General features: G+C 53.6%; 22 protein-coding genes. 10 read left to right on the top strand and 12 right to left on the bottom strand.

Translation table 11 applies throughout. The features are described 5' to 3' along the window. Positions 1-10 precede the first annotated feature (10 nt). Positions 11-1,096: an anthranilate phosphoribosyltransferase gene (gene trpD, locus NVIE_RS02645; RefSeq protein ID WP_075053894.1), complete on the bottom strand. Its 1,086-nt coding sequence runs from the start codon at positions 1,094-1,096 to the stop codon at positions 11-13. A 1-nt stretch (position 1,097) separates the two neighbouring features. Then, complete coding sequence (locus NVIE_RS02640; protein WP_075053893.1) at positions 1,098-1,706, bottom strand: anthranilate synthase component II; 609 nt, start codon at positions 1,704-1,706, stop codon at positions 1,098-1,100. 217 nt (positions 1,707-1,923) lie between these two features. Here NVIE_RS02640 and NVIE_RS02635 point away from each other — a divergent pair, with 217 nt between their 5' ends. After that, on the top strand, positions 1,924-2,973 hold the full coding sequence (locus tag NVIE_RS02635; RefSeq protein ID WP_174405458.1) for a type II glyceraldehyde-3-phosphate dehydrogenase: 1,050 nt from the start codon (positions 1,924-1,926) through the stop codon (positions 2,971-2,973). Between the two features lie 194 nt (positions 2,974-3,167). On the opposite strand, the gene NVIE_RS02630 is transcribed toward NVIE_RS02635, so the two are convergent. Next, positions 3,168-3,686, bottom strand: a complete 519-nt coding sequence (locus NVIE_RS02630; protein ID WP_227717449.1) for a hypothetical protein — start codon at positions 3,684-3,686, stop codon at positions 3,168-3,170. A gap of 183 nt (positions 3,687-3,869) precedes the next feature. On the opposite strand from NVIE_RS02630, the gene NVIE_RS02625 reads away from it, so the two are divergent. Together NVIE_RS02625 and NVIE_RS15155 are read left to right on the top strand one after the other, a co-directional pair. Next, positions 3,870-4,688 carry an undecaprenyl-diphosphate phosphatase gene (locus NVIE_RS02625; RefSeq protein ID WP_144239434.1) on the top strand — a complete coding sequence of 273 codons (819 nt, stop codon included), beginning with the start codon at positions 3,870-3,872 and terminating at the stop codon, positions 4,686-4,688. Between the two features lie 82 nt (positions 4,689-4,770). Further along, the gene (locus NVIE_RS15155; RefSeq protein WP_158435052.1) at positions 4,771-4,923 is read left to right on the top strand and encodes a hypothetical protein; all 153 of its coding nucleotides are present in this window, start codon (positions 4,771-4,773) and stop codon (positions 4,921-4,923) included. 12 nt (positions 4,924-4,935) lie between these two features. On the opposite strand, the gene NVIE_RS02620 is transcribed toward NVIE_RS15155, so the two are convergent. Further along, the gene (locus NVIE_RS02620) at positions 4,936-5,490 is read right to left on the bottom strand and encodes a CBS domain-containing protein (RefSeq protein WP_075053891.1); all 555 of its coding nucleotides are present in this window, start codon (positions 5,488-5,490) and stop codon (positions 4,936-4,938) included. A 97-nt stretch (positions 5,491-5,587) separates the two neighbouring features. Here NVIE_RS02620 and prf1 point away from each other — a divergent pair, with 97 nt between their 5' ends. From prf1 to NVIE_RS02600, 4 genes are all read left to right on the top strand, one after another. Continuing rightward, positions 5,588-6,871 (top strand): peptide chain release factor aRF-1, encoded by a 1,284-nt coding sequence (gene prf1, locus NVIE_RS02615; protein WP_075053890.1) that lies wholly within the window; start codon positions 5,588-5,590, stop codon positions 6,869-6,871. Between the two features lie 363 nt (positions 6,872-7,234). Next, on the top strand, positions 7,235-7,633 hold the full coding sequence (locus NVIE_RS02610) for a cupredoxin domain-containing protein (RefSeq protein WP_084790585.1): 399 nt from the start codon (positions 7,235-7,237) through the stop codon (positions 7,631-7,633). 173 nt (positions 7,634-7,806) lie between these two features. Continuing rightward, on the top strand, positions 7,807-9,462 hold the full coding sequence (locus NVIE_RS02605; RefSeq protein ID WP_075053888.1) for an ATP-binding protein: 1,656 nt from the start codon (positions 7,807-7,809) through the stop codon (positions 9,460-9,462). Between the two features lie 55 nt (positions 9,463-9,517). After that, complete coding sequence (locus NVIE_RS02600) at positions 9,518-10,120, top strand: Ntn hydrolase family protein (RefSeq protein WP_227717448.1); 603 nt, start codon at positions 9,518-9,520, stop codon at positions 10,118-10,120. Between the two features lie 12 nt (positions 10,121-10,132). Here NVIE_RS02600 and NVIE_RS02595 read toward each other — a convergent pair whose 3' ends face one another. Next, positions 10,133-10,813 (bottom strand): Lrp/AsnC family transcriptional regulator, encoded by a 681-nt coding sequence (locus NVIE_RS02595; protein ID WP_075053887.1) that lies wholly within the window; start codon positions 10,811-10,813, stop codon positions 10,133-10,135. Positions 10,814-10,933: 120 nt separating this feature from the next. Continuing rightward, entirely contained in the window at positions 10,934-11,404 is a 471-nt protein-coding gene (locus tag NVIE_RS02590) for a PUA domain-containing protein (RefSeq protein ID WP_227717533.1), read from the bottom strand. Between the two features lie 122 nt (positions 11,405-11,526). Here NVIE_RS02590 and NVIE_RS02585 point away from each other — a divergent pair, with 122 nt between their 5' ends. Beyond that, complete coding sequence (locus NVIE_RS02585) at positions 11,527-12,246, top strand: TIGR00266 family protein (protein ID WP_075053885.1); 720 nt, start codon at positions 11,527-11,529, stop codon at positions 12,244-12,246. Positions 12,247-12,250: 4 nt separating this feature from the next. Here the strand turns inward: NVIE_RS02585 and NVIE_RS15150 are convergent, their stop codons facing one another. Next, positions 12,251-12,406 (bottom strand): hypothetical protein, encoded by a 156-nt coding sequence (locus tag NVIE_RS15150; RefSeq protein WP_158435051.1) that lies wholly within the window; start codon positions 12,404-12,406, stop codon positions 12,251-12,253. A gap of 125 nt (positions 12,407-12,531) precedes the next feature. After that, complete coding sequence (locus NVIE_RS02580; RefSeq protein ID WP_075053884.1) at positions 12,532-13,545, bottom strand: homoserine dehydrogenase; 1,014 nt, start codon at positions 13,543-13,545, stop codon at positions 12,532-12,534. Between the two features lie 91 nt (positions 13,546-13,636). Between NVIE_RS02580 and NVIE_RS02575 the strand changes: the two genes are divergently transcribed. Both NVIE_RS02575 and NVIE_RS02570 read left to right on the top strand, forming a co-directional pair. Continuing rightward, positions 13,637-14,089: an Lrp/AsnC family transcriptional regulator gene (locus NVIE_RS02575; RefSeq protein ID WP_075053883.1), complete on the top strand. Its 453-nt coding sequence runs from the start codon at positions 13,637-13,639 to the stop codon at positions 14,087-14,089. 48 nt (positions 14,090-14,137) lie between these two features. Continuing rightward, on the top strand, positions 14,138-14,914 hold the full coding sequence (locus tag NVIE_RS02570) for a sulfite exporter TauE/SafE family protein (protein ID WP_084790583.1): 777 nt from the start codon (positions 14,138-14,140) through the stop codon (positions 14,912-14,914). 33 nt (positions 14,915-14,947) lie between these two features. On the opposite strand, the gene NVIE_RS02565 is transcribed toward NVIE_RS02570, so the two are convergent. The 4 genes from NVIE_RS02565 to purE all read right to left on the bottom strand — a co-directional run bounded on the left by NVIE_RS02565 (position 14,948) and on the right by purE (position 18,086). Further along, positions 14,948-16,741, bottom strand: a complete 1,794-nt coding sequence (locus tag NVIE_RS02565) for an SDR family NAD(P)-dependent oxidoreductase (protein WP_075053882.1) — start codon at positions 16,739-16,741, stop codon at positions 14,948-14,950. A gap of 72 nt (positions 16,742-16,813) precedes the next feature. Further along, on the bottom strand, positions 16,814-17,203 hold the full coding sequence (locus tag NVIE_RS02560) for a hypothetical protein (RefSeq protein ID WP_075053881.1): 390 nt from the start codon (positions 17,201-17,203) through the stop codon (positions 16,814-16,816). A gap of 15 nt (positions 17,204-17,218) precedes the next feature. Further along, entirely contained in the window at positions 17,219-17,506 is a 288-nt protein-coding gene (locus tag NVIE_RS02555; protein WP_075053880.1) for a hypothetical protein, read from the bottom strand. Positions 17,507-17,567: 61 nt separating this feature from the next. Further along, a complete protein-coding gene (purE, locus tag NVIE_RS02550) occupies positions 17,568-18,086 on the bottom strand; it encodes a 5-(carboxyamino)imidazole ribonucleotide mutase (RefSeq protein WP_075053879.1) in 519 nt (172 codons plus the stop codon). Between the last annotated feature and the right edge of the window lie 2 nt (positions 18,087-18,088).

Genomic DNA, 18,088 nt, shown 5'->3' with positions numbered 1-18,088 from the left:
TAGTGGTGAGCTAGAGAAGAAGGTATTTCTTTTCTGCCTGCTCTAGCACTTCTTTATTTCCGCACTCGCTGACAAGCTGCGCAAGTTTTTCTTGCGCTTGTCCGCTTTTTATTGCGCCCCGGGCAATTTCCACTCCCTCTTTCAGGTCACTTGCGACCTTGCCCACCACGAGCGCCGCAGAAGCGTTGAGCACCACCATGTCCTCCTTTTCCTGCGGGCCGTTGCCATATATCGCGGCAAGCGTGCTCTTTATCGATTCGTCCTTCGTAGTCACCACCAGCTGCTCGGGTCTTGCGACTGCCATGCCTACCACCTTGGGGCTCAGGCGCAGGCGCTTTGTTGTCTGGCCGTCGCCGGTCACCCACAGGATGTCGTTTTCGCACGTGTTTGACAGCTCGTCAAAGCCGTCTGCCGCATGCACTATCATTGCCTCATTGATGTAGCCCCGGCAGGCCTCTGCAAGCGTCTCCATGAAAAACGGCTCAAAGACGCCTATCACCTGGCCCGAAATGTTGGTGCAGGGGTTGCTCAGCGGCCCCACCACGTTAAAGACCGTCCGTATCCCGACCGTCTTTCTTGCAGGCGCGACGTTCTTCATTGCGGGATGGAAACCCGGCGCAAACAAAAAGCCGATGCCAGTTTTTTCTATGCATTTTTGCACTCTTGCCGGCGGCGCGTTCAGGTCAAGCCCGACGCTTTCGAGAAAGTCTGCGCTCCCGCACACCCCAGACACGGACCTGTTGCCGTGCTTGGCAACCTTGGCGCCTGCGGCAGCTGCCACGACTGCCGCGGCCGTGCTGACGTTAAACGTCCTTATCGAGTCCCCGCCGGTCCCGCAGGTATCGATGAGCGGGCCGCCAACTGCGGGCGTTATCCTCGTGGCATGTTTTCTAATTGACTGGAGGATTGCGCGAAGTTCCGCTGGCGTTTCTCCCTTCATGGCAAGCGCAACAAGGAACGACGCAATCGACGCCTCGGAAGCCTCGCCGGCCAGTATAGAATCAAGCGCATCTGCCATTTCAGCCTCTGAAAGCTCGGCCCTTGCAACCAGCTTGCGTATGGCAGGCCGCAGGTCCGCCTGCTGCGCTGTGTTCATTTTATTTTTCCACCAGCGAGAGAAAGTTGGAGAGTATCTTGCGCCCCTCGCCAGTCAGTATTGACTCGGGGTGGAACTGGACGCCCTCAATCGGGTACTGCTTGTGCCGGATGCCCATTATCTCGCCGTCGTCTTTGGCGCGAGCCGTGACTTCCAGGCAGTCAGGGATGGTTTCCTTGTCAGCAACAAGCGAATGGTAGCGGGTTGCCCTGAAGGGATTGCTCACCTCCCCAAAGAGCCTGTCGCTGTTGTCACTGTATTCTATGGTGCTTGTCTTGCCGTGCCTGACCTTCTTGGCGTTTATCACCTTGCCACCAAAGGCATGCACTATGCCCTGGTGCCCCAGGCAGACTCCAAGTATCGGGGTCTTGGGCCCAAGCTGGCGGATCACGTCGGTGCAGACGCCAAAGTATTTCTTGTCTGCAGGGTGGCCGGGGCCTGGCGAGATGACTATGCCGTCAGGCTTCATCTTCTTTATCTGCGCAAGCGTTATCTTGTCGTTTCTTACGACCGTGGGCTCGGTGTCCATCTCACCCAGCAGCTGGGCGATGTTGTACACAAAAGAGTCATAGTTGTCGATGACTAGGATTTTCTTTTTCTTTCTGGCCAAGGAAGACCTAGCAACCTTCGGTGGACGGGCTGCTGCTGTACCGCTGCCAAAAGCGACCGCCTCTTTCCATTTGACTCCACCGGAAAAGTGCCTTTATTGTATTTAAATCTAGTGCGCTTTTTCGCCCATGAAGGAAAACTCTAGGCAGGAATCTGGGAAGATATATAATCCAAGACTTGCAAAAACACCTTGCCCCCAAAGAAAAAAGAGAGTGAGAATGATTTTGGTCAAGGTCTTCATAAACGGGTATGGAAACATCGGCCGGCGCCTAGCGACCGCGCTTTCTGCAGACAAGGAGATCCAGTTTGTCGGAGTTGCCAAGTATACGATAGACGACAAGGTCAAGGAGGCGCTGGACAACCGCTACAGCGTTTTCGTGCCGGAAAACATGGTTGCCGCATTTAAGGAAAAGGGCTACAATGTCACGGGCCCGGTCAAGGACGCCGTTGCCGCGGCAGACCTGGTGGTAGACGCGGCAAAGGAAGGAGGTGGCTTTGAGAACAAAAAGGCGATGTACGAGCCCATGAAAAAGACTGCAATATTCCAGGGAGGGGAGGACCGCCACGGCGAAATGGCAGTGGCAGATATGATCCACAATTCACGCGTAAACTATTCCAAGGCGCAGGGGCGCACGTACGTCATACAGGGAAGCTGCAACGTCTCTGGCATGGGCCGCATAATGCAGCCGCTTGTCGAGAAATACGGCCCGCGCATAAAGCGCTGGGACGTCTCGCTCATCAGGAGGTGGGCAGACCTTGAGGACACCAAGGCTGTCAAGGACTCGATCGAGTGGGACAGGCACCCGCACCACCAGGACGATGTCAAGGACTTTATCCCTGACGCCAACCTGTACGTCGACGCCTTCAAGGTGCCTTCAAGGATGATGCACCTGCACCACATGGCGATACGCTTTGACGGAAAAGCGCCAACAAAGGACGAACTGCTTGAATGTTACAGAAACGAGTTTGGGGTGGCCATACTGAATTCCGCCAAGGGCACGGGAGACGTCCGCAAAAAGGCGATGGAGCTTGGCTTTGCGCACGGCGACACCAACATGGTCCACATACACAGCGACATACTGCGCGTGCAGGACGACACGGTGAAACTGGGCTACTCTGACGACCAGACGGGCATGGTGATACCGGAAAACCACCTGCTCATCCAGTCGATGGCGTTTAGGCGCCCGAGGGAAGAGGCGCTGAAAAGGACCGACAGCCTCTTCCAGATGAGCAAAAAGCGCAAGATCCTTGAAGAAGAATTCAAGTAGTAGAAAGAAGGAAGGAAGGAAGAAAAAACGCCAAAAGTCGATTCACCGGATCCTGCCTGCTCAAAGGCGTTTGCAACAAATCATAAGCGGTTTGGATAAAGGGTAAAAGCCCTTGTCTGGATGTCTTGTTTCTGTAAGTCGACAGCCTCGGCTTACTTCATTCACAATATGGAAGGGCCGGTCGGCATTTCCAACTACTGCCGCTCTTCCATATTGTTATTGTTATTATTGTTGTTGTTTGGTTTCAGTGCGCAGCTCTGAGTCACGCGCTTGTGCGCAGAATAAAGCGCCCACGCAAGAAGGCCGAGGGAGACTATGCGCAGGGGCAATTGGTATTGCACAAATATGCTAGTTGCAGCGGCGCCGGCGACCCCGAACGTGGTGGCCATGAAAAAGCCGGCCGACGTGCAGCCCGCGCAGGCACTTGACAGCACGCCAAGGGCGGAGCCGGAAAAGAACGATGTCCCTATCCTTACCGTAGACGTCCTGAATATGTAGACGTTCATGCTCACGACAACTCCAAGCATGCCGGCCGTCATGGTGGAAAGTGCAAAACCGGGCCATCCGCTCGGCGGCACGTCAAAGGCAAGGATTGGCGAAAAAAAGAGCAGCTGGTCAAAGTGCGCCATCAGCACCCAAAAGCCGGCCGCAACTGCAGCGGCAAGGGCAACATGCGCCTTGCTTGAAGAAAACACGATTGAAAGCGAGTTCATTTTTCTTGCAGCTGGAACGACAGGGTGGCCTGCCGCTTAAAACCGTTGCTTGATTAATTATACGATATATCTATCCCCTACCACATCACTGCTTTAGTAACTCATCTACATAGATTAATTTTAAGTGCACAAGAAATGTCAATGTGTATTTATGCTTGCTAAAAGAACAGGTTGTATAGCAGCTTGGCGGCAGTAGACATTTTTCAATCAATTATGCTTGGAATAGTGCAAGGGCTGACAGAATGGCTGCCAATTTCCAGCTCTGGACACCTTGCCCTTGTCCAGCTCGCGATGGACTTGCAAGTCCCCGTTTTCTTTGACGTAATCCTCCACATCGGCACCCTGGCGGGAGTTTTTGCAATATATCGAAGAGACTTGGCAGGGATTGCAAGGTCCATTTTTGCTTCAAAAAATCCAGGTGCGGCCGGACTAAAATATCCCCAAGGAAGAAGGATGCTCTTGCTGATAATAGTCGGTACAGTACCCACTGGCATAATTGGCATAGTGTTCCGCTCCTTCTTTGAGTCTTCCTTTTACGATCCAGTTTCAATTGCCACCGGATTTGTTATTACCGGGGCGCTTGTGCTGATAACAGGATTTCTAAAACAAGGGCACAAGAATCTAAACTCTTTAGATGCCGTGCTAATCGGAGTTGGACAGGGAATCTCGATATTTTCCAGCATATCGAGGAGCGGCGCAACGCTCTCTGCCGGGCTGTTCAGGGGCGTAGAAAGAGAGCAACTCGTAAGGTATTCTTTCCTATTGTCAATCCCCGCCATTTTAGGCGCCACCATTGTCGACACTTTAACAATGGAAGAAGAGGAGAAGGTACTGCTTTCCTCGATAGGCATCGAGTCGTATGTGGCCGGTGCGCTTGTCTCTGCAGTTGTTGGATATGTGTCAATCCGCGCGCTCATCAAGCTTGTTATCAAGGGCAAGTTCTACCTTTTTGCGTTCTATTGCTTTGCCATAGGCGTTGCAACGCTCTTTCTTCTGCAGTAGCAATCGAATGCCAAAAACCTTCGCCGTTTAATTATTTGGAAAGGCAGAAGAATTCAAATACCGAGTCTGTGTGTATGCCTTCGTGAAGAAAGCGCAAGTGCAGGCACCACCACAAAGAAAGGAATGCGCCCTCTGCGGCACGACACTCCCGGTGGGAAGCGAGGTCAGCATCTGCGGCGAGTGCATGAAGTGCGCTGACTGCTGCGTCGGCCTGGAAAGCCTGCGCGACAAGTAATAGTAGTAGTCGCTACTCGACCATTTTTAGCGTGTCAGTTATCGTCACTATTCCCATCACGTTTCCCTTTTCGCTTACAAGTATGCACTTTGCAAACCGCACAAGCGGTACTAGGGCCTTTGCGGGCGTCGACACGTCTACTATGGGCGGAGGCGACTCCATCACCTGGTAAACCTTGACGTCCTTGAGCTCGCCCTCGTCCTTTTCCACCATTATCTTGGCAAGGCCGTCCTCAGTCAGTATCCCGACCACCTTTGAGCCGTCAAGCACGGGTATCTGGCTGATAGAGTTTTGGCGCATCATGTCTATCGCCTCGTGGAGCTGCTCGTCCCTCTGGACGGATATCAGTTTCCTGCTGCAGATGTCGCCGGCCTTCATCGACGTCCTGCCCTCAAGCGAGCCAAGGGCTTCAAAGATCTTGCGCGCAGTCTCGTAGCTGGGCTTGCACCTTCCCGACTCGATCTGGTTTATCATGGAGGTGCTCACCCCCGTGAGACCGGCCAGCTTGCGCTGGGTTATTCCAAGGCGCATCCTTGCCTGTTTTATGTACTCTAGGCGCGGTAGCAAACAACTTGATTTTGTCTTTTTCAACTTATATAGTCTTGCGGGTTTTTTGCGTAGTTTTATATTATGTGCGTGCGGATTTTTGCTGTTACGGCGATCCATGGGAAACGGCAATAATAATGGCGCAGAAAAGTGGGACTCGGTCAAGCGGTACAAGCTGACCAAGATGATAAACGAACTGTCAAGTATAACCGGCCATGGCACCGAGCTTGTCACCGTGTACGTGCCTCCAAGGCGCCCGATATTTGATGTCATTTCGCAGCTGCGCAACGAGGCGGGCACTGCGTCCAACATCAAGTCAGACCTGACAAGGAACCACGTGCAGGACGCCCTGAGCAGGACCATGGAGCACCTGAAACTGTTCAAAGAGACGCCCGAAAACGGCCTGGTGATATTCTGTGGTGCCATACCGACGGGCAAGGGCTTTGGCACCGAAAAGATAGAGCTGACGTCGGTCATACCACCAAAGCCGGTACAGATCAGCCTGTACAGGTGTGACGACCACTTCTGGACCGACCACCTCAGGGAGATGCTAAAAGACGAAAAGGTGATCGGCATCCTTGCCATAGACACCCAGGAGGCAGGCCTTGGCATACTGACTGGCGACAGGTGGGAAGCGATTGATTCATTGACCTCTGGCGTGGCAGGCAAGCACCGGCAGGGAGGGCAGTCCGCCCGAAGGTTTGAGCGCCTGCGCGACAACGAGCTGAACGAATACTACCACCGCGTCGCGGACCACGCCAAGGCAGTCTTTATCGACCAGTTCAACGTCAGGGGAATAATTGTCGGCGGGCCGGGCCCGACCAAGGAGAATTTTCTGAAGGAAGAGTACCTCGATTACCGCCTCCAGAACAACGTGCTGGCGACGCTTGACACCTCGTACTCTGGCGACGAAGGCGTGCGCGAGATAATAGACAAGGCGCAAAAGGACGGCATTTTGGCTGAATTTCGCGTCATGGAGGAAAAGCAGCTCATCAGAAAGTTCATGGGCGAGGTCCATTCGAGCAAGGGCCTTGGCATCTACGGCATTTTCGACGTCGTCAAGGCGCTGCAGGGCAACATGGCAGACCTCGTGCTCGTCACGAGCGATATTTCCTACGTGAAACTGGATTTCAAGTGCGAGTCCTGCAAGAACGTGCAGGAAAAGATAATCGACCGCGCGGCGCTCACCGCGACCAAGCAGGAGGTCCTGTCAAAGCCATGCCCTGTCTGCGGCACGTCCGATTTTGAAGTCGTTGAAAAAGACATCGTCGATTACCTGCAGGAGCTTGCGACAATGACAGGGACTCGGCTTGAGGTGATTTCCGGCCAGACAGAGGAAGGCGCGCAGCTGGGATCACTTGGCAAGATAGGCGCAGTCCTGCGCTACAGGATCATGCAGTAGTAGTAATATCCGCAGAAGAGCTGCAAGAACAACTGGCAGTCTCCTTGAAGCATCCCGAGCATACAAAGAACGTCGTGCACCCAAGCGGAGAGCACGCTTCAAACGACTTGACTTCCCTGCCGCAGGCGCATTTGTTCACGGCAGGGTTTTGCGTGGAAAAACATATCTAGCTTGCGGCCAGGATGCTACTACAGCAGCAGGGCCATCCCACTGGCAATTGTCAGAAATGGCCTGACAAGCAAAGGCACAGAGACTGCCGAAAAGGGCCTCATCCCTCTTGGGGAGGGGCAGGAAACACCTTACAACAGTTTTCTACATTTTTTTCAAAACTCTTTTAATTTTTTATAAAGGTCGCGGCTATTGATGAACAGAAAAGCAACAACACTGGCCGCAGGAATTGCGGCCATTTTGGCAACAGCCGCGTTTGCTCTTGCAGGCCAGGCAGCCTATGCTGCCAATGTCAACATCGACATTGTGCCAGGAGCATCGACCAAAACAAACGACGCATTTTCTTCAAACCCGGCCGAAGCACACGTGGGTGATACGGTGGTATGGACGAATAAGGATGGCGCTCTGCACACGGTAGAGTCAGGCTCAAGCGGAGCTCCAGACGGCAAGTTCGGCACCAAGCCTGACAAGAGCCCGGAGCTGATTCCGCCAGGCAAGACGCTTGAATTCAAGCCAACGCAAGCAGGAGACTACCCGTACTTTTGCTCGCTCCATCCTGCCATGGTGGGCACCCTCAAGGTAACAGGCAGCTGAGGCAACGCAACCACATCACTACTGCCGCCACCACCCATCTTTTTGCGCAGAGTTGAGAACAACCCAGAAAATGCAAGCTTGCCCTCTTTTTCAGGTCAGAACCGTTAGAGTAGATTGTTAATCGTTGCACCGTGCGCATATTTAATAAAGGTATACAGCTTACTTCTCACGAGATGGCCACTCAACTCAAGGTTCACCCGTCGTTTTTCAAGGAATTCGCAACTAAAACGTGGGTTTCCCCAACTGAAATCGTCAAAGAGCTGGTTGAAAACGCCTTTGATGAAGATGCAACGAAGGTTCTCGTGACAGTCCTGAAGAACGGAATATCGATAGAGGATGACGCAGGAATGGACCAGAACGGCATGGAAAAGTTCTTGCTTCTCGGCTCGCCTCACAAAAAGATCGAGTCTATTTCCCCGAAATTAAAGAGGATAAGGACGGGCAGGTACGGCACCGGCAGGCTGTCGTTTCTCACATCATTTGACAGCATGAAGATAAGGACGAGGCGAGGCTCATTCCACAAGGCATTCATGATCGACGGAAACGTCCTTGACAGGCTTTTCACAGGAAACGCCGCACTTGACGACCTGAACGAGCCGGCGCTAAAGCGCGACGGAACCGAGCTTGTAATGTCCGGATCAAAGGTCGAAAGCGACATCTTCAAGCTGGCAAAGGAGATCCGCAAGCTGGCAATACTGCGGCAGCCCATGTTCGAGGTATTCATCAAGTCTGCCGACTCGTTCTCAGAGTGGGACTTTTCCGGCGCTCAAAAGATAACGGCGCCGGACATCCAGGGCCACAAGATCCCAGTCAGCCTTGACGGTGGCAGGATAACGGGCGAGATAGTAATAGCGCGCAGGCCGCTTTCGGACGAGGAGCGCGGGATCGCAGTCATGGTCGGAAACCACATTGTGACTCGCAGCAACTTTGGCTTTGACACAAAGCTCAACCGCGTCACCGGCTATGTCAGGTGCGACACGCTCACGTCGAGGTTTGCCGACAAGTCGGCACTGATAGAGGACGAGGAATACCTCAAGTTCAACCAGGCCATGAAGACGTTTGTCATTGACACCGTAATCCCCAGCCTGACCGAGTACGAAGACGTCCTGATCACAAGAGAAGAGTCAAAGATCTATAGGGAGATAGACAAGGTTCTAGGCCAGGCGATGGTTGAGACTCTGGAGACGCAGGAGGAAGTGCAGGGCTACGAGATGGTCGACGTAAAGGAGGTCGTGAGGACTGGTACCAAATCTGGCAAAGACGATGATGATGATGAGCACCCGGCAAGGTCTGCCGGCGCGCAGGTGCAGGAATACGAAGAGATCAAGCCGATTGCGCCTGAAAGCAGCGGCATGGGCAAGGCCGAGCACGCAAGGCAAGAGACAGCAATAGCCGAGCCGCAATCATACCGGTCCGTGCCGGTGGAGGAGGCGACGGCAGGCGTCCAGGGCGGAGAGGTAGTCGATGTCGTTGACGAAAAGCAGGTCGACGGCACGGTCATCAGGACGAAAAAGATCCGCAAGCCAATCGTGAAAAAGACGTTTGCGCTAAAGAGGATCGGCTTCAAGGTAATCCCGTACGAGGACGAGTCAGACTCGCGCTATAGTTTCACAAGCGACAACGTCGTTTTTGTGAACAAGGCCAACTCGACGTACAAGGCAGAGTCTTCAAGGGGCGACGAGTTTTTGCTGAGGCACATCATCAACATGGTCGCAGAATCCATAGCAAGCGCCAAGCACCCTGAAGGCAAGGAAGCTCTGGAGCTGCAGAACCGCCTCGTCTCTGAAGCAATCAGGATCCACGACTATTCCGTCCTAAAGCACGCCTAGATGGGGACGGAAACGACTATATCTAACTGCCAGCGCGAATTAGAGCGATAGATATATGGCCTTTGAATTCATGCCGGGCGCTACCGTGGTAGGAATCTCGTACAACAATGGCGTGGTCCTGGCCGCAGAGAAGAGGGTTTCGTTTGGCAACTTTGTCGTAAACAAGAACATGAAAAAGACATTCCCTGTCACCCAGCATGTGGGTGCTGCCTGCGCAGGCATGGTGGCAGACATGACGGTCCTTGTCAGGCAGGTCGAGGCACTTGCGAAAATCCGCAAGCTGGAGACAAGGCGCGAGGTTGCACCAAACTCTGTCGCCAAGCTGATGTCAGTCATCATGTTTGAGCGCAGGTACTTTCCGCTCCTCACCCAGGTCATTGTCGGCGGTGTAAACGACAAGCCAGAGATCTATACGCTTGATCCGCTCGGCTCGGTCCTTCCAGACGAGTACGCGGCAGTCGGCACGGGCGCGGAAATGGCGCTAGGCATAATGGACGCAGAGTTCAAGCAGGGCATGAGCGAGGAAAACGCCCGGGAATTGGCAATAAAGGCAGTCAGATCAGCAACGCAGCGCGACGCCTCGTCAGGCGATGGGATTGACCTGCTGGTTGTGAGCCGTAACGGCACAAGGGAAGAGACGGTTCCGATAAGGAACTAGGCTTTCTCTCTCCTACTCCTCTCCTATTATTGAGAGATCGGTCTCTTTCTTTCTTCCCAAGACTTCAATTGACTCAAACCACGAGATTTTCTGGATACCCGAAATGGACTTGATTTTCTCGGATATCTCTATGAATTCTTGGTTGCTGTCCAGTATTGCTTCAACCTTTAGGTCTGCCCCGTCTCCAAACGTACTGGTGAGGGCACTCACTTTTTCAAGAACAAGAATTTCCTTTGTGACTTCATATCTGTCTCCCACACCAAGCGATACGATAAATGTGATATGCCTTTTGCCGAATTTCTCATACCTTAGGCTGTATGATTCGCTGATGAATTCCTCCTCAAGCCGTTTCCGCCTTCGTTGAACAGTGGTTAGTGGTATGTCTAATTCCCTTGATAATTGTAGAGAGGAGGGGTTGCCGCCACATTCCAGCAATGCCTTCAATATTTTTCTGTCAACTGCAGAGAGAACGACTCCTTTCGTTCTTTGGTGGTTCATTGGATTGGCATTTGAATTTATGATTACCCTATTGAGATTGTACAGGAGATCCGAAAGCTGGTCTACTGTAAGCGATTCGAAAAGACTTGCATTGACGCCTATGTTCTCTAATTCTGCTACTGCGGCCTGTCTGGATACATCACGTACGTGGGTGGCTGTTTCGACGGTTGAGGTGGCCTGCCCGTTGTTAGACAATAGCCTTGTGTAGAACAGGTATGATTTAAATCTATCTTTAAATCTTTACCAGATACAGGTACTGAATAAGGAAAAGCCATTTTCTCGCTCCCAAGCATTATGGAGATATCATCGGCATCATCAGATTTCCTTGTACGCTTCCCATATTTTGTCGCTGATGTAGTGCAGGTTGTCGACGACATAGCCCTTTTGCATTGTCTTTGCAGTCTCGCTGTCCTCAAGCGCAATGCCGACGGCAAGCATCTTGCCGTGCGTCTGGTCCTGCACTGTGACAATGTCGCCCTTTTTGAAGCTGCCAAACTCGACTATTCCGGGCCTGAGCACCTTGGCGCCGTTGCACACAAACTTGACCGCTCCCATGTCCACCCTGACTGACGGAAACTGCGCTAGCGTCTCGGGTTTGCCTGCAAGGAATGGGATGACGTAGTCTTTGACCTGCACGCAGGTAATTTCGTCTGATACTAGCAGGTGCTTGCTTTCGTCTACTTCGTAGACCTTGAACGTCTTGACCTTTGGGATCGTGCCGGCGGGCCAGCGCGCCTTCATCTTGTCAACGAGGTCAGAAGTTTCGCTTTTAGAAAGGACCGAGATCTTCAGTTTTTCTCAGGCAGACTATGTTTCCCATCGTTAATTATCGTTTACATCCATCCATCCATCATCTTCTTCTTTTTGCGCAGGCACAACTTTATACGCATACAGGCCGTGTCGAGGACATGCAGTTTAGCATAGTCAAGGCGCCCATGGCGCTCCTTGAGGTCCAGATGTCTGCAGGAGAAAAGATAACCACTGAATCCGGCGCGATGGTCTACATGAAAGGCGATATCGAGATAAAGACGAGGACAAGAGAAGGCGGGTTCTTGAAGAAACTAAAGGTCACGGCGCTTGGAGGCGAGTCGTTCTTTGTAAACGACTTTATCGCAAAAAGCGACTGCTCGCTAGGGCTGACCGGCCCGCCCATCGGCGACATTGTGCGCCTGGACATCAAGCCGGGAAGCGGCTTTATCGTCCAGTCCGGCTCGTACGTCGCGTCGACTGCAGGCGTGCTCCTTGACACCCAGTGGCAGGGGTTCACAAAGGGGCTTTTTGGATCTGAATTTTTCATGCTAAAGGCAACTGGGGAAGGCGACCTCTTTGCAAACGCCTACGGGGGAATCGTGCAGAAGGACCTGTTGCCGGGCGAGAGTATGAGCGTGGATAACTACCACTTGGTCGCGCTTGGCGAACGCGTGCAGTACAATGTCACGCAGATAGGCGGCCTAAAGACAAACATACTTGGAGGAGAGGGCTTTGTGACCAAATGCACCGGGCCGGGGCCGGTCCTGTTCCAGACAAAGAACCTGCGCGAGCTTATAGACATACTCGGGATAAACCAGCGCGCAGAAACCACGTCAAACAACACTGGCGTTTCGTTTGGGGGATTCAGGATAGGCTAGCTAACTAGGCGTTTGTGTGCGTTATGGCCTGCCAGCACTCGATGCAATAGTCGCCTGTCACCTGGAATATCTCTGCAGGCCTCTTGCCACAGTGGTTGCAGGCAATCTCCCCTCCTGCAATTTCCTCAGTTTTTTCAGTGTCTGCATCTAAAATCTGCATGCTGATGTTATAGGAATTTTAATGCAAATCGGATATTTATAGGTAATTTGTTTCTGCCGCTTGACAGTTCAGGTTAAGGGTTTTAACACGGCCGATTGCGCCCCTTTTCAGGCGCAAGATGCCCCCTAGCGCTCAAAAATGGTGTCCCGGATCTCTATGAGGTCGCGAAGCACCGCGCTTGCAGTCTCCATGCCGCCCGCCCCGCGCCCTATGATTGTCTGCGAGCCCGAGTGCTCTGACGAGAACGTGACGGCGTTGAGCGTGCCGTTGACGCATATCGGGTCCTTCTTTGACACCGGGGTAGGCTTGACCTCAAGGCGCCTGCTGTCGCATGCCGCTATCAGCTTTATCGCGTTTCCACGCGACTGCGCCTTTTCGACGTCTGCGACGCTGACTTCTGATATCCCGGTCCTTGCCACGTCCTTCATGGTCACCTTCATGCCCATTATCCAGTTGGCCATGATGACCAGTTTTGCCGCCGCGTCGTAGCCGTCCGTGTCAAGCTCGGGCTTGGCCTCGGCGTAGCCTTTTTCCTTGGCGTCCAAAAGGGCGCTCTGGTACGTCAGGCCTTCTTCCATCTTGCTGAGGATATAGTTTGTCGTGCCGTTCAGTATGCCTTGGAACGAGATTATCCTGTCGCCCTTCAGGCAGCGCTTTGCAAATTCCAGTATCGGGGTGCCGCCGCCGACGGTGCCGCTGAACCTGAACATGACCCCGTTATAGTTTGCCAGCTCTATCAGCGATGGAAACGCAAGCGCAAGCGGGCCCTTGTTTATGCTGATGACGTTCTTGCCCGTCCTCATCGCCGATATGATGTGCGAGGTCCCCGGCTCGCCCGTCGAGAGGTCTGTTGGCGTGCATTCTATCACGACTTCTGCCTCGACGTTTTCAATGACCTGCAACGGGTCGAATTTTGCAGATTTTTTCTCGTACGCGCCGACGGTGCCCTTGGCCTTTTTTGCCGCAAGCAGGCGCTCAAGGTCGAGGCCGGCAGGCGACACGGCAGAGCCCCTGTTGTCGACGCATGCCACTATCCTCGGCTTTATCCCGTGCTGGCTGTAAAGGTCTGCAGAGCGTGAAAGCAGCAGCTTTGCAAAACTCTGGCCAACAACGCCAAAGCCCACAAGGATTACGCGCAATTTCTACCCATTTGCTTAAAGTAGTCGGGTTAATATGTTTACAACAGCAACGACAAAACTATAAAGCGCAAGCAGGTACAACGCTTGTCCTGTGAGGCCGGCGGCAGCAGACATTGACGAGCTTGACATCAGGCTTGTCGAGATCCTGCAAAAGGACAGCTCGACTCCGTCAGTCAAGATCGCAGGCATGCTAAGGGTGACGGAAGGCACTGTGAGGAACAGGGTGAACAAGCTGCGCCGGCTTGGAGTCATTCGCAGGTTCACAATATCAATAGACCCGATGGCAATGGGACAGGGCGCAATCGCGTTTGTCCTTCTCAATGCAGCGCCGGGAAGAACTGCAGAAGTTGCAAAAAGGCTTGCAGCGCTTGACGTCGTGGCAGAGGTGCACGAGACGCACACGTACGGCGACCTGCTTCTGAAGGTGAGGGCAAGGGGCCCAAGCGACCTTGCCGACATCGTTGCAAGCAGGATAAAGACGGTACCGGGCGTCGCCGGCACGCAGGTGATAACTGTCCTCAACGCGTGGAAGGACGGCGCCTAGAAGAGGTAGAGTTTTAAGGAATCTGGGCCTACAATCAGGTTCTAGCCTTTGCTTGACATCGTCACCACCGTTATAGTGCTTGTGGCAGTCGGCCTTGGAGCCGGCACCCTAGGCTCCATGCTGGGCGTGGGCGGAGGCATAATCATGGTGCCGGCGCTCACGTTCATGGGTCTTCCGCATGCCCAGGCGGCAGCTACGAGCCTATTTGCGGTCACGTCGACAAGCGTATCGTCAACCGTGGCATACTCGCGCCAAAATAGGATCGACTACAGGCGCGCAATCCAGCTTGCAATGGCGGCGGTGCCAGGCGCGGTGCTCGGGGTGTTCATCTCAGGGGGCATATCTGATGCAGAGTTCAAGCTGTACTTTGGCATACTGCTGATGGCGGTAGGCGCGTACGTCGTGTTCAAGAGCTCCATATTGAAGGAAAGGGGGCAACGCAAGATGTCTGTTGTGCAGCACGCGGCGGTGTTTGCGATAACATTTGGAGCAGGCATAATATCGAGCCTCTTTGGCGTGGGCGGAGGCACAGTATTCGTACCGGTGATGCTCCTCATCCACCGCATGACGATGCGCAATGCCGCGGCGACTTCGCAGCTGACGCTCATGATAACGTCGTTTGCAGGGATTTTCACGCATGCTGCGGTGGGCAACCCAAACTATCTTTACGCGGTGGCGCTTTCTGCCGGCGCGTTTATCGGCGCGCAGCTTGGAGCCAGGTGGTCAAAAAATGCCAAGGAAACGCTGCTTAGAAAGATGCTTGGCATTGTGCTCATAATGGTGGCCATAACGTTCATCCTTGAAGGATTTGGCGTAAAACTGTAGATAGCAGTCAAAAAAAGGAAGAAGGGGTAGTCATTAGTTCCTTGCTTCGTCGATATAGAATATTGCCTCGTTTCGCTTGAGCGCCGCGCCTGCCGCAAGGCTCAGGATGGAGGCATGCAGCCTGTCCGCATTTGGCTCTGCCCCTTCGCTGTTTCCTGCAAGCACCAAGTGCAATTTGATGTTTGAGCCAAGCACGTCGCCAAGCTCCTGGTTCGTAGTCGCCGTGTACGGCCTCAGCGCCCCGCGGAACACGTCAGCGCGTGCACGAAGCGTGCCTGATATTTTCTTGCCGACAGGGGCGTCTGGGCCGACTATGGTGACCGTGCCCTTGGTTCCCTTGAACTTGGCCGGCTCGGCAAGCGCGCCTTCCGGGGCCATAGCGATTACCGACTCTTTTACCAGCATGCCGGGTATGTAGACAAAGTTGTCGATGAGGCTCTCCCACTGCTTCCTTGACATCGTGCTAAATGCCGAGTTGTAGTCATAGTCGCCGGTAAAGTGTATGACCGCGTCAATCGGGCCAAAGTGCGTCTTGGCGGTGTTGAATATGCGCCTCACTGCCGTTTCGTCGAGAAAATCGATCGCATGGCTGTGGAATTCCTTGAAATGAGCTTCGTCGGCCTTGTTTCGGTACAGGACTATGACCTGCTTGGCTCCTGCGACCTGCGCGATCCCTGCGACCTTTTTCACCCTGTCAATGTCTTTAGCAGAAGATGACGTTGTCGTCAGCACGATTACCTTGCCCTTCAGTTCAGAGCCGGGCAGTATATCGACGCCTGTGCCGACAATCGGCTTGACAGGGTAAAAGACGCGGTCGTTTGGTATCACCCTGCCGTTTATCAGCTTGCTTATCTTTTCGTCAGAGAGGTTCAGCACCATCTCGGCGACCTCGTCCTGTGAAAGAAATTCGCTGTCCACTATCATCTTGCTCGTGTTGCCCTGGATTTTCTCGGCAATCTCTTGCATCTTGGCAAGCGCACCTTGAACGGTTTCTGCAAGTTTTGAAACAGTCACTTCGTCTGACTGGCCGCGCTTTGTCGCGATTTCAGTCGCCGCGTCCCTGCACGCCTTTTTCACAACATCGTCGGCATCGCCGAGATATGGGAGTGCCTTTGCAGTGACTACCTCGACCTCTGTTGACGAAAGTCCCGGATATCCTCCAACGCGCAAAAACTCCGCCGCCGCCTTTGGATACACGGTCTTGTAGATCCTGTCAGAGTGCACCGGACCGGGGTTCGTGGCAATCGAGCGTATGCCTCTTTCGGCCAGCTCCCATGCGAGGCACTCGGCCAGCCTGTTCTTGGCGCCCTGCGAGGCGGTGTACGGCGTCCTGAAGCGGTACGGGCGCTGCTCGTACCTGTTTTCCTCCGAAAAGAATGTAGATATCGTGATTATCTTGCCTCCCTTTTCCATCGCCTTCAGCCCTGCGGCAGAGGTCCAGAAGGTTCCAGTCAGGTGTATTGCCACGCACTCGCGGAATTCCTTGACGCTTGCGTTTGTAAAAGTCTTGACCGGCCCGGAAACGCCGGCGTTGTTGACGATGATGTCGACCTTGCCAAACTGCTTCTTGACGCCTTCAAACATCGCGTTGATGCCGTCCTCGTCAGAGACGTCTACCCCGGGAAAGGTGGCGACCCTGCCCTTTGAGCCGGCCTTTTTGATGATGTCGTCTAGTATCTCGGCTGTCTGGTCAAGGGGCTCCTTGCGCCTGCCCATGATGACAATGTTGGCGCCTGCCTCGGCAAACCTCTTGGCAATGGCCTGGCCGATGCCTGTGCCGCTTCCAGTGACAACAACTGTTTTACCGTCAAATTTTAAACCACTCATCAATATTCTTCAGGGTGCAAGAGACCTCTGCACGATTATTAAAGCTAACGAGATGATGAAAAAAGATGTGGCTTAGAGCGCGGCCTTGATGTGGCCGGCTATAATGTCTGCGATCTCTACCATTGCAGGGTTTGCCTTCAGGTTCTCATCGTGGTTCCACCGGCCGTAGATCCTGACGTGCCCGTCAAGCGGGTCGACGCGGACCTCGCGCTCGTGCAGGAGCACCTGCTTTAGCAGCTCGGTAAGGCGCTCGTCCTGCTGCAGCTTGTCTGCAAATGCACTTGCTCCCGTCCACTTGACTGCCACGACTCGCTTCTCTGAAAAGTGGCCCTTGGTTATCGGCTCACACCTTGCGAGAAATTGCTGCGTGTTTGCGCCATTATTATCGCCCGTACTGACGATGTAGTGTATCTGGTAGTAGTCAAGCGCCCCGTATGGAAGTGGCATTGCATCCTGTTTCATAATATATATCACCCGCTAGTGTTTCTGGAGCACCTGAACAAGGTCAAAGTTCTTGCCCCTGACCCTTATGACTCCCCTGTTGGTCGTGAACTTGGAATTCATGCCAAACATGTGGCTGTAGCACGGCTCGCTTTCAATCGGGTGCGTGCCCTGCACAACATGCTCTGCGATAATGCCGTGCTCGTTCAGGTCGTTTGCCAGCATCTCGTTTGGCGTCATTTTTTTGATTGTCACGGGCTCGCCGTCGCCGTGCCCGTGTTCTTCGTGCGAATCGTGGGAATGGCTGGAATGCTCTTGCTCCACGCCAAGAGGTATCGGGAGCGGCCAAATAAATTCTACTGCTGCAATCGACGACGATCTTGTCTTATTTTCTTGCCAGGTACTTGTTAAAACCCATGTCTTCAAGAGACTGGGCCTTTTCAAGCACCGAGCCTTCCATCTCCTGCTTGAATTTCTCCACCTTTTTTGCGATGGCAGGGTGCTTGGCTGCAAGGATCTGGCACGCAAGTATGCCGGCGTTTTTTGCGCCGTTTATTGCCACCGTCGCAACGGGGACGCCGGGCGGCATCTGCGCTATCGAAAGCAGCGAATCAATGCCGTCAAGGCTCTTGGTCTTTATCGGGACGCCTATAACAGGCAGGGAAGTGAGCGATGCGGTCATGCCCGGAAGGTGAGCCGCGCCTCCTGCGCCTGCGATTATCACCTCTATCCCTCTTTTCTTGGCGCCCTTGGCATAATCGTACATTCGCTTTGCGGTGCGGTGCGCGGACACTATCGTCACCTCGTTTGGGACGCCAAACGAGTCGAGGAACTCTGCCGCCTCTTTCATCACCGGCAGGTCAGAGTCGCTTCCCATGATGATTCCTACAAGCGGCTTTTTCATTG

The sequence above is a fragment of the Nitrososphaera viennensis EN76 genome (assembly GCF_000698785.1).
Classification (GTDB): Archaea; Thermoproteota; Nitrososphaeria; order Nitrososphaerales; family Nitrososphaeraceae; genus Nitrososphaera; species Nitrososphaera viennensis.
Note: the sequence above shows the minus strand (reverse complement) of the source record. Positions and strands in the feature narration are given on the sequence as shown.

Excerpts from the sequence above, each read along its gene's own strand:
- trpD (WP_075053894.1), bottom strand. The coding sequence starts at position 1,096 with ATGAACACAGCGCAGCAGGCGGACCTGCGGCCTGCCATACGCAAGCTG.
- NVIE_RS02635 (WP_174405458.1), top strand. The coding sequence starts at position 1,924 with ATGATTTTGGTCAAGGTCTTCATAAACGGGTATGGAAACATCGGCCGG.
- NVIE_RS02630 (WP_227717449.1), bottom strand. The coding sequence starts at position 3,686 with ATGAACTCGCTTTCAATCGTGTTTTCTTCAAGCAAGGCGCATGTTGCC.
- prf1 (WP_075053890.1), top strand. The coding sequence starts at position 5,588 with ATGGGAAACGGCAATAATAATGGCGCAGAAAAGTGGGACTCGGTCAAG.
- NVIE_RS02610 (WP_084790585.1), top strand. The coding sequence starts at position 7,235 with ATGAACAGAAAAGCAACAACACTGGCCGCAGGAATTGCGGCCATTTTG.
- NVIE_RS02605 (WP_075053888.1), top strand. The coding sequence starts at position 7,807 with ATGGCCACTCAACTCAAGGTTCACCCGTCGTTTTTCAAGGAATTCGCA.
- NVIE_RS02600 (WP_227717448.1), top strand. The coding sequence starts at position 9,518 with ATGGCCTTTGAATTCATGCCGGGCGCTACCGTGGTAGGAATCTCGTAC.
- NVIE_RS02585 (WP_075053885.1), top strand. The coding sequence starts at position 11,527 with ATGCAGTTTAGCATAGTCAAGGCGCCCATGGCGCTCCTTGAGGTCCAG.
- NVIE_RS15150 (WP_158435051.1), bottom strand. The coding sequence starts at position 12,406 with ATGCAGATTTTAGATGCAGACACTGAAAAAACTGAGGAAATTGCAGGA.
- NVIE_RS02565 (WP_075053882.1), bottom strand. The coding sequence starts at position 16,741 with ATGAGTGGTTTAAAATTTGACGGTAAAACAGTTGTTGTCACTGGAAGC.
- NVIE_RS02560 (WP_075053881.1), bottom strand. The coding sequence starts at position 17,203 with ATGAAACAGGATGCAATGCCACTTCCATACGGGGCGCTTGACTACTAC.
- purE (WP_075053879.1), bottom strand. The coding sequence starts at position 18,086 with ATGAAAAAGCCGCTTGTAGGAATCATCATGGGAAGCGACTCTGACCTG.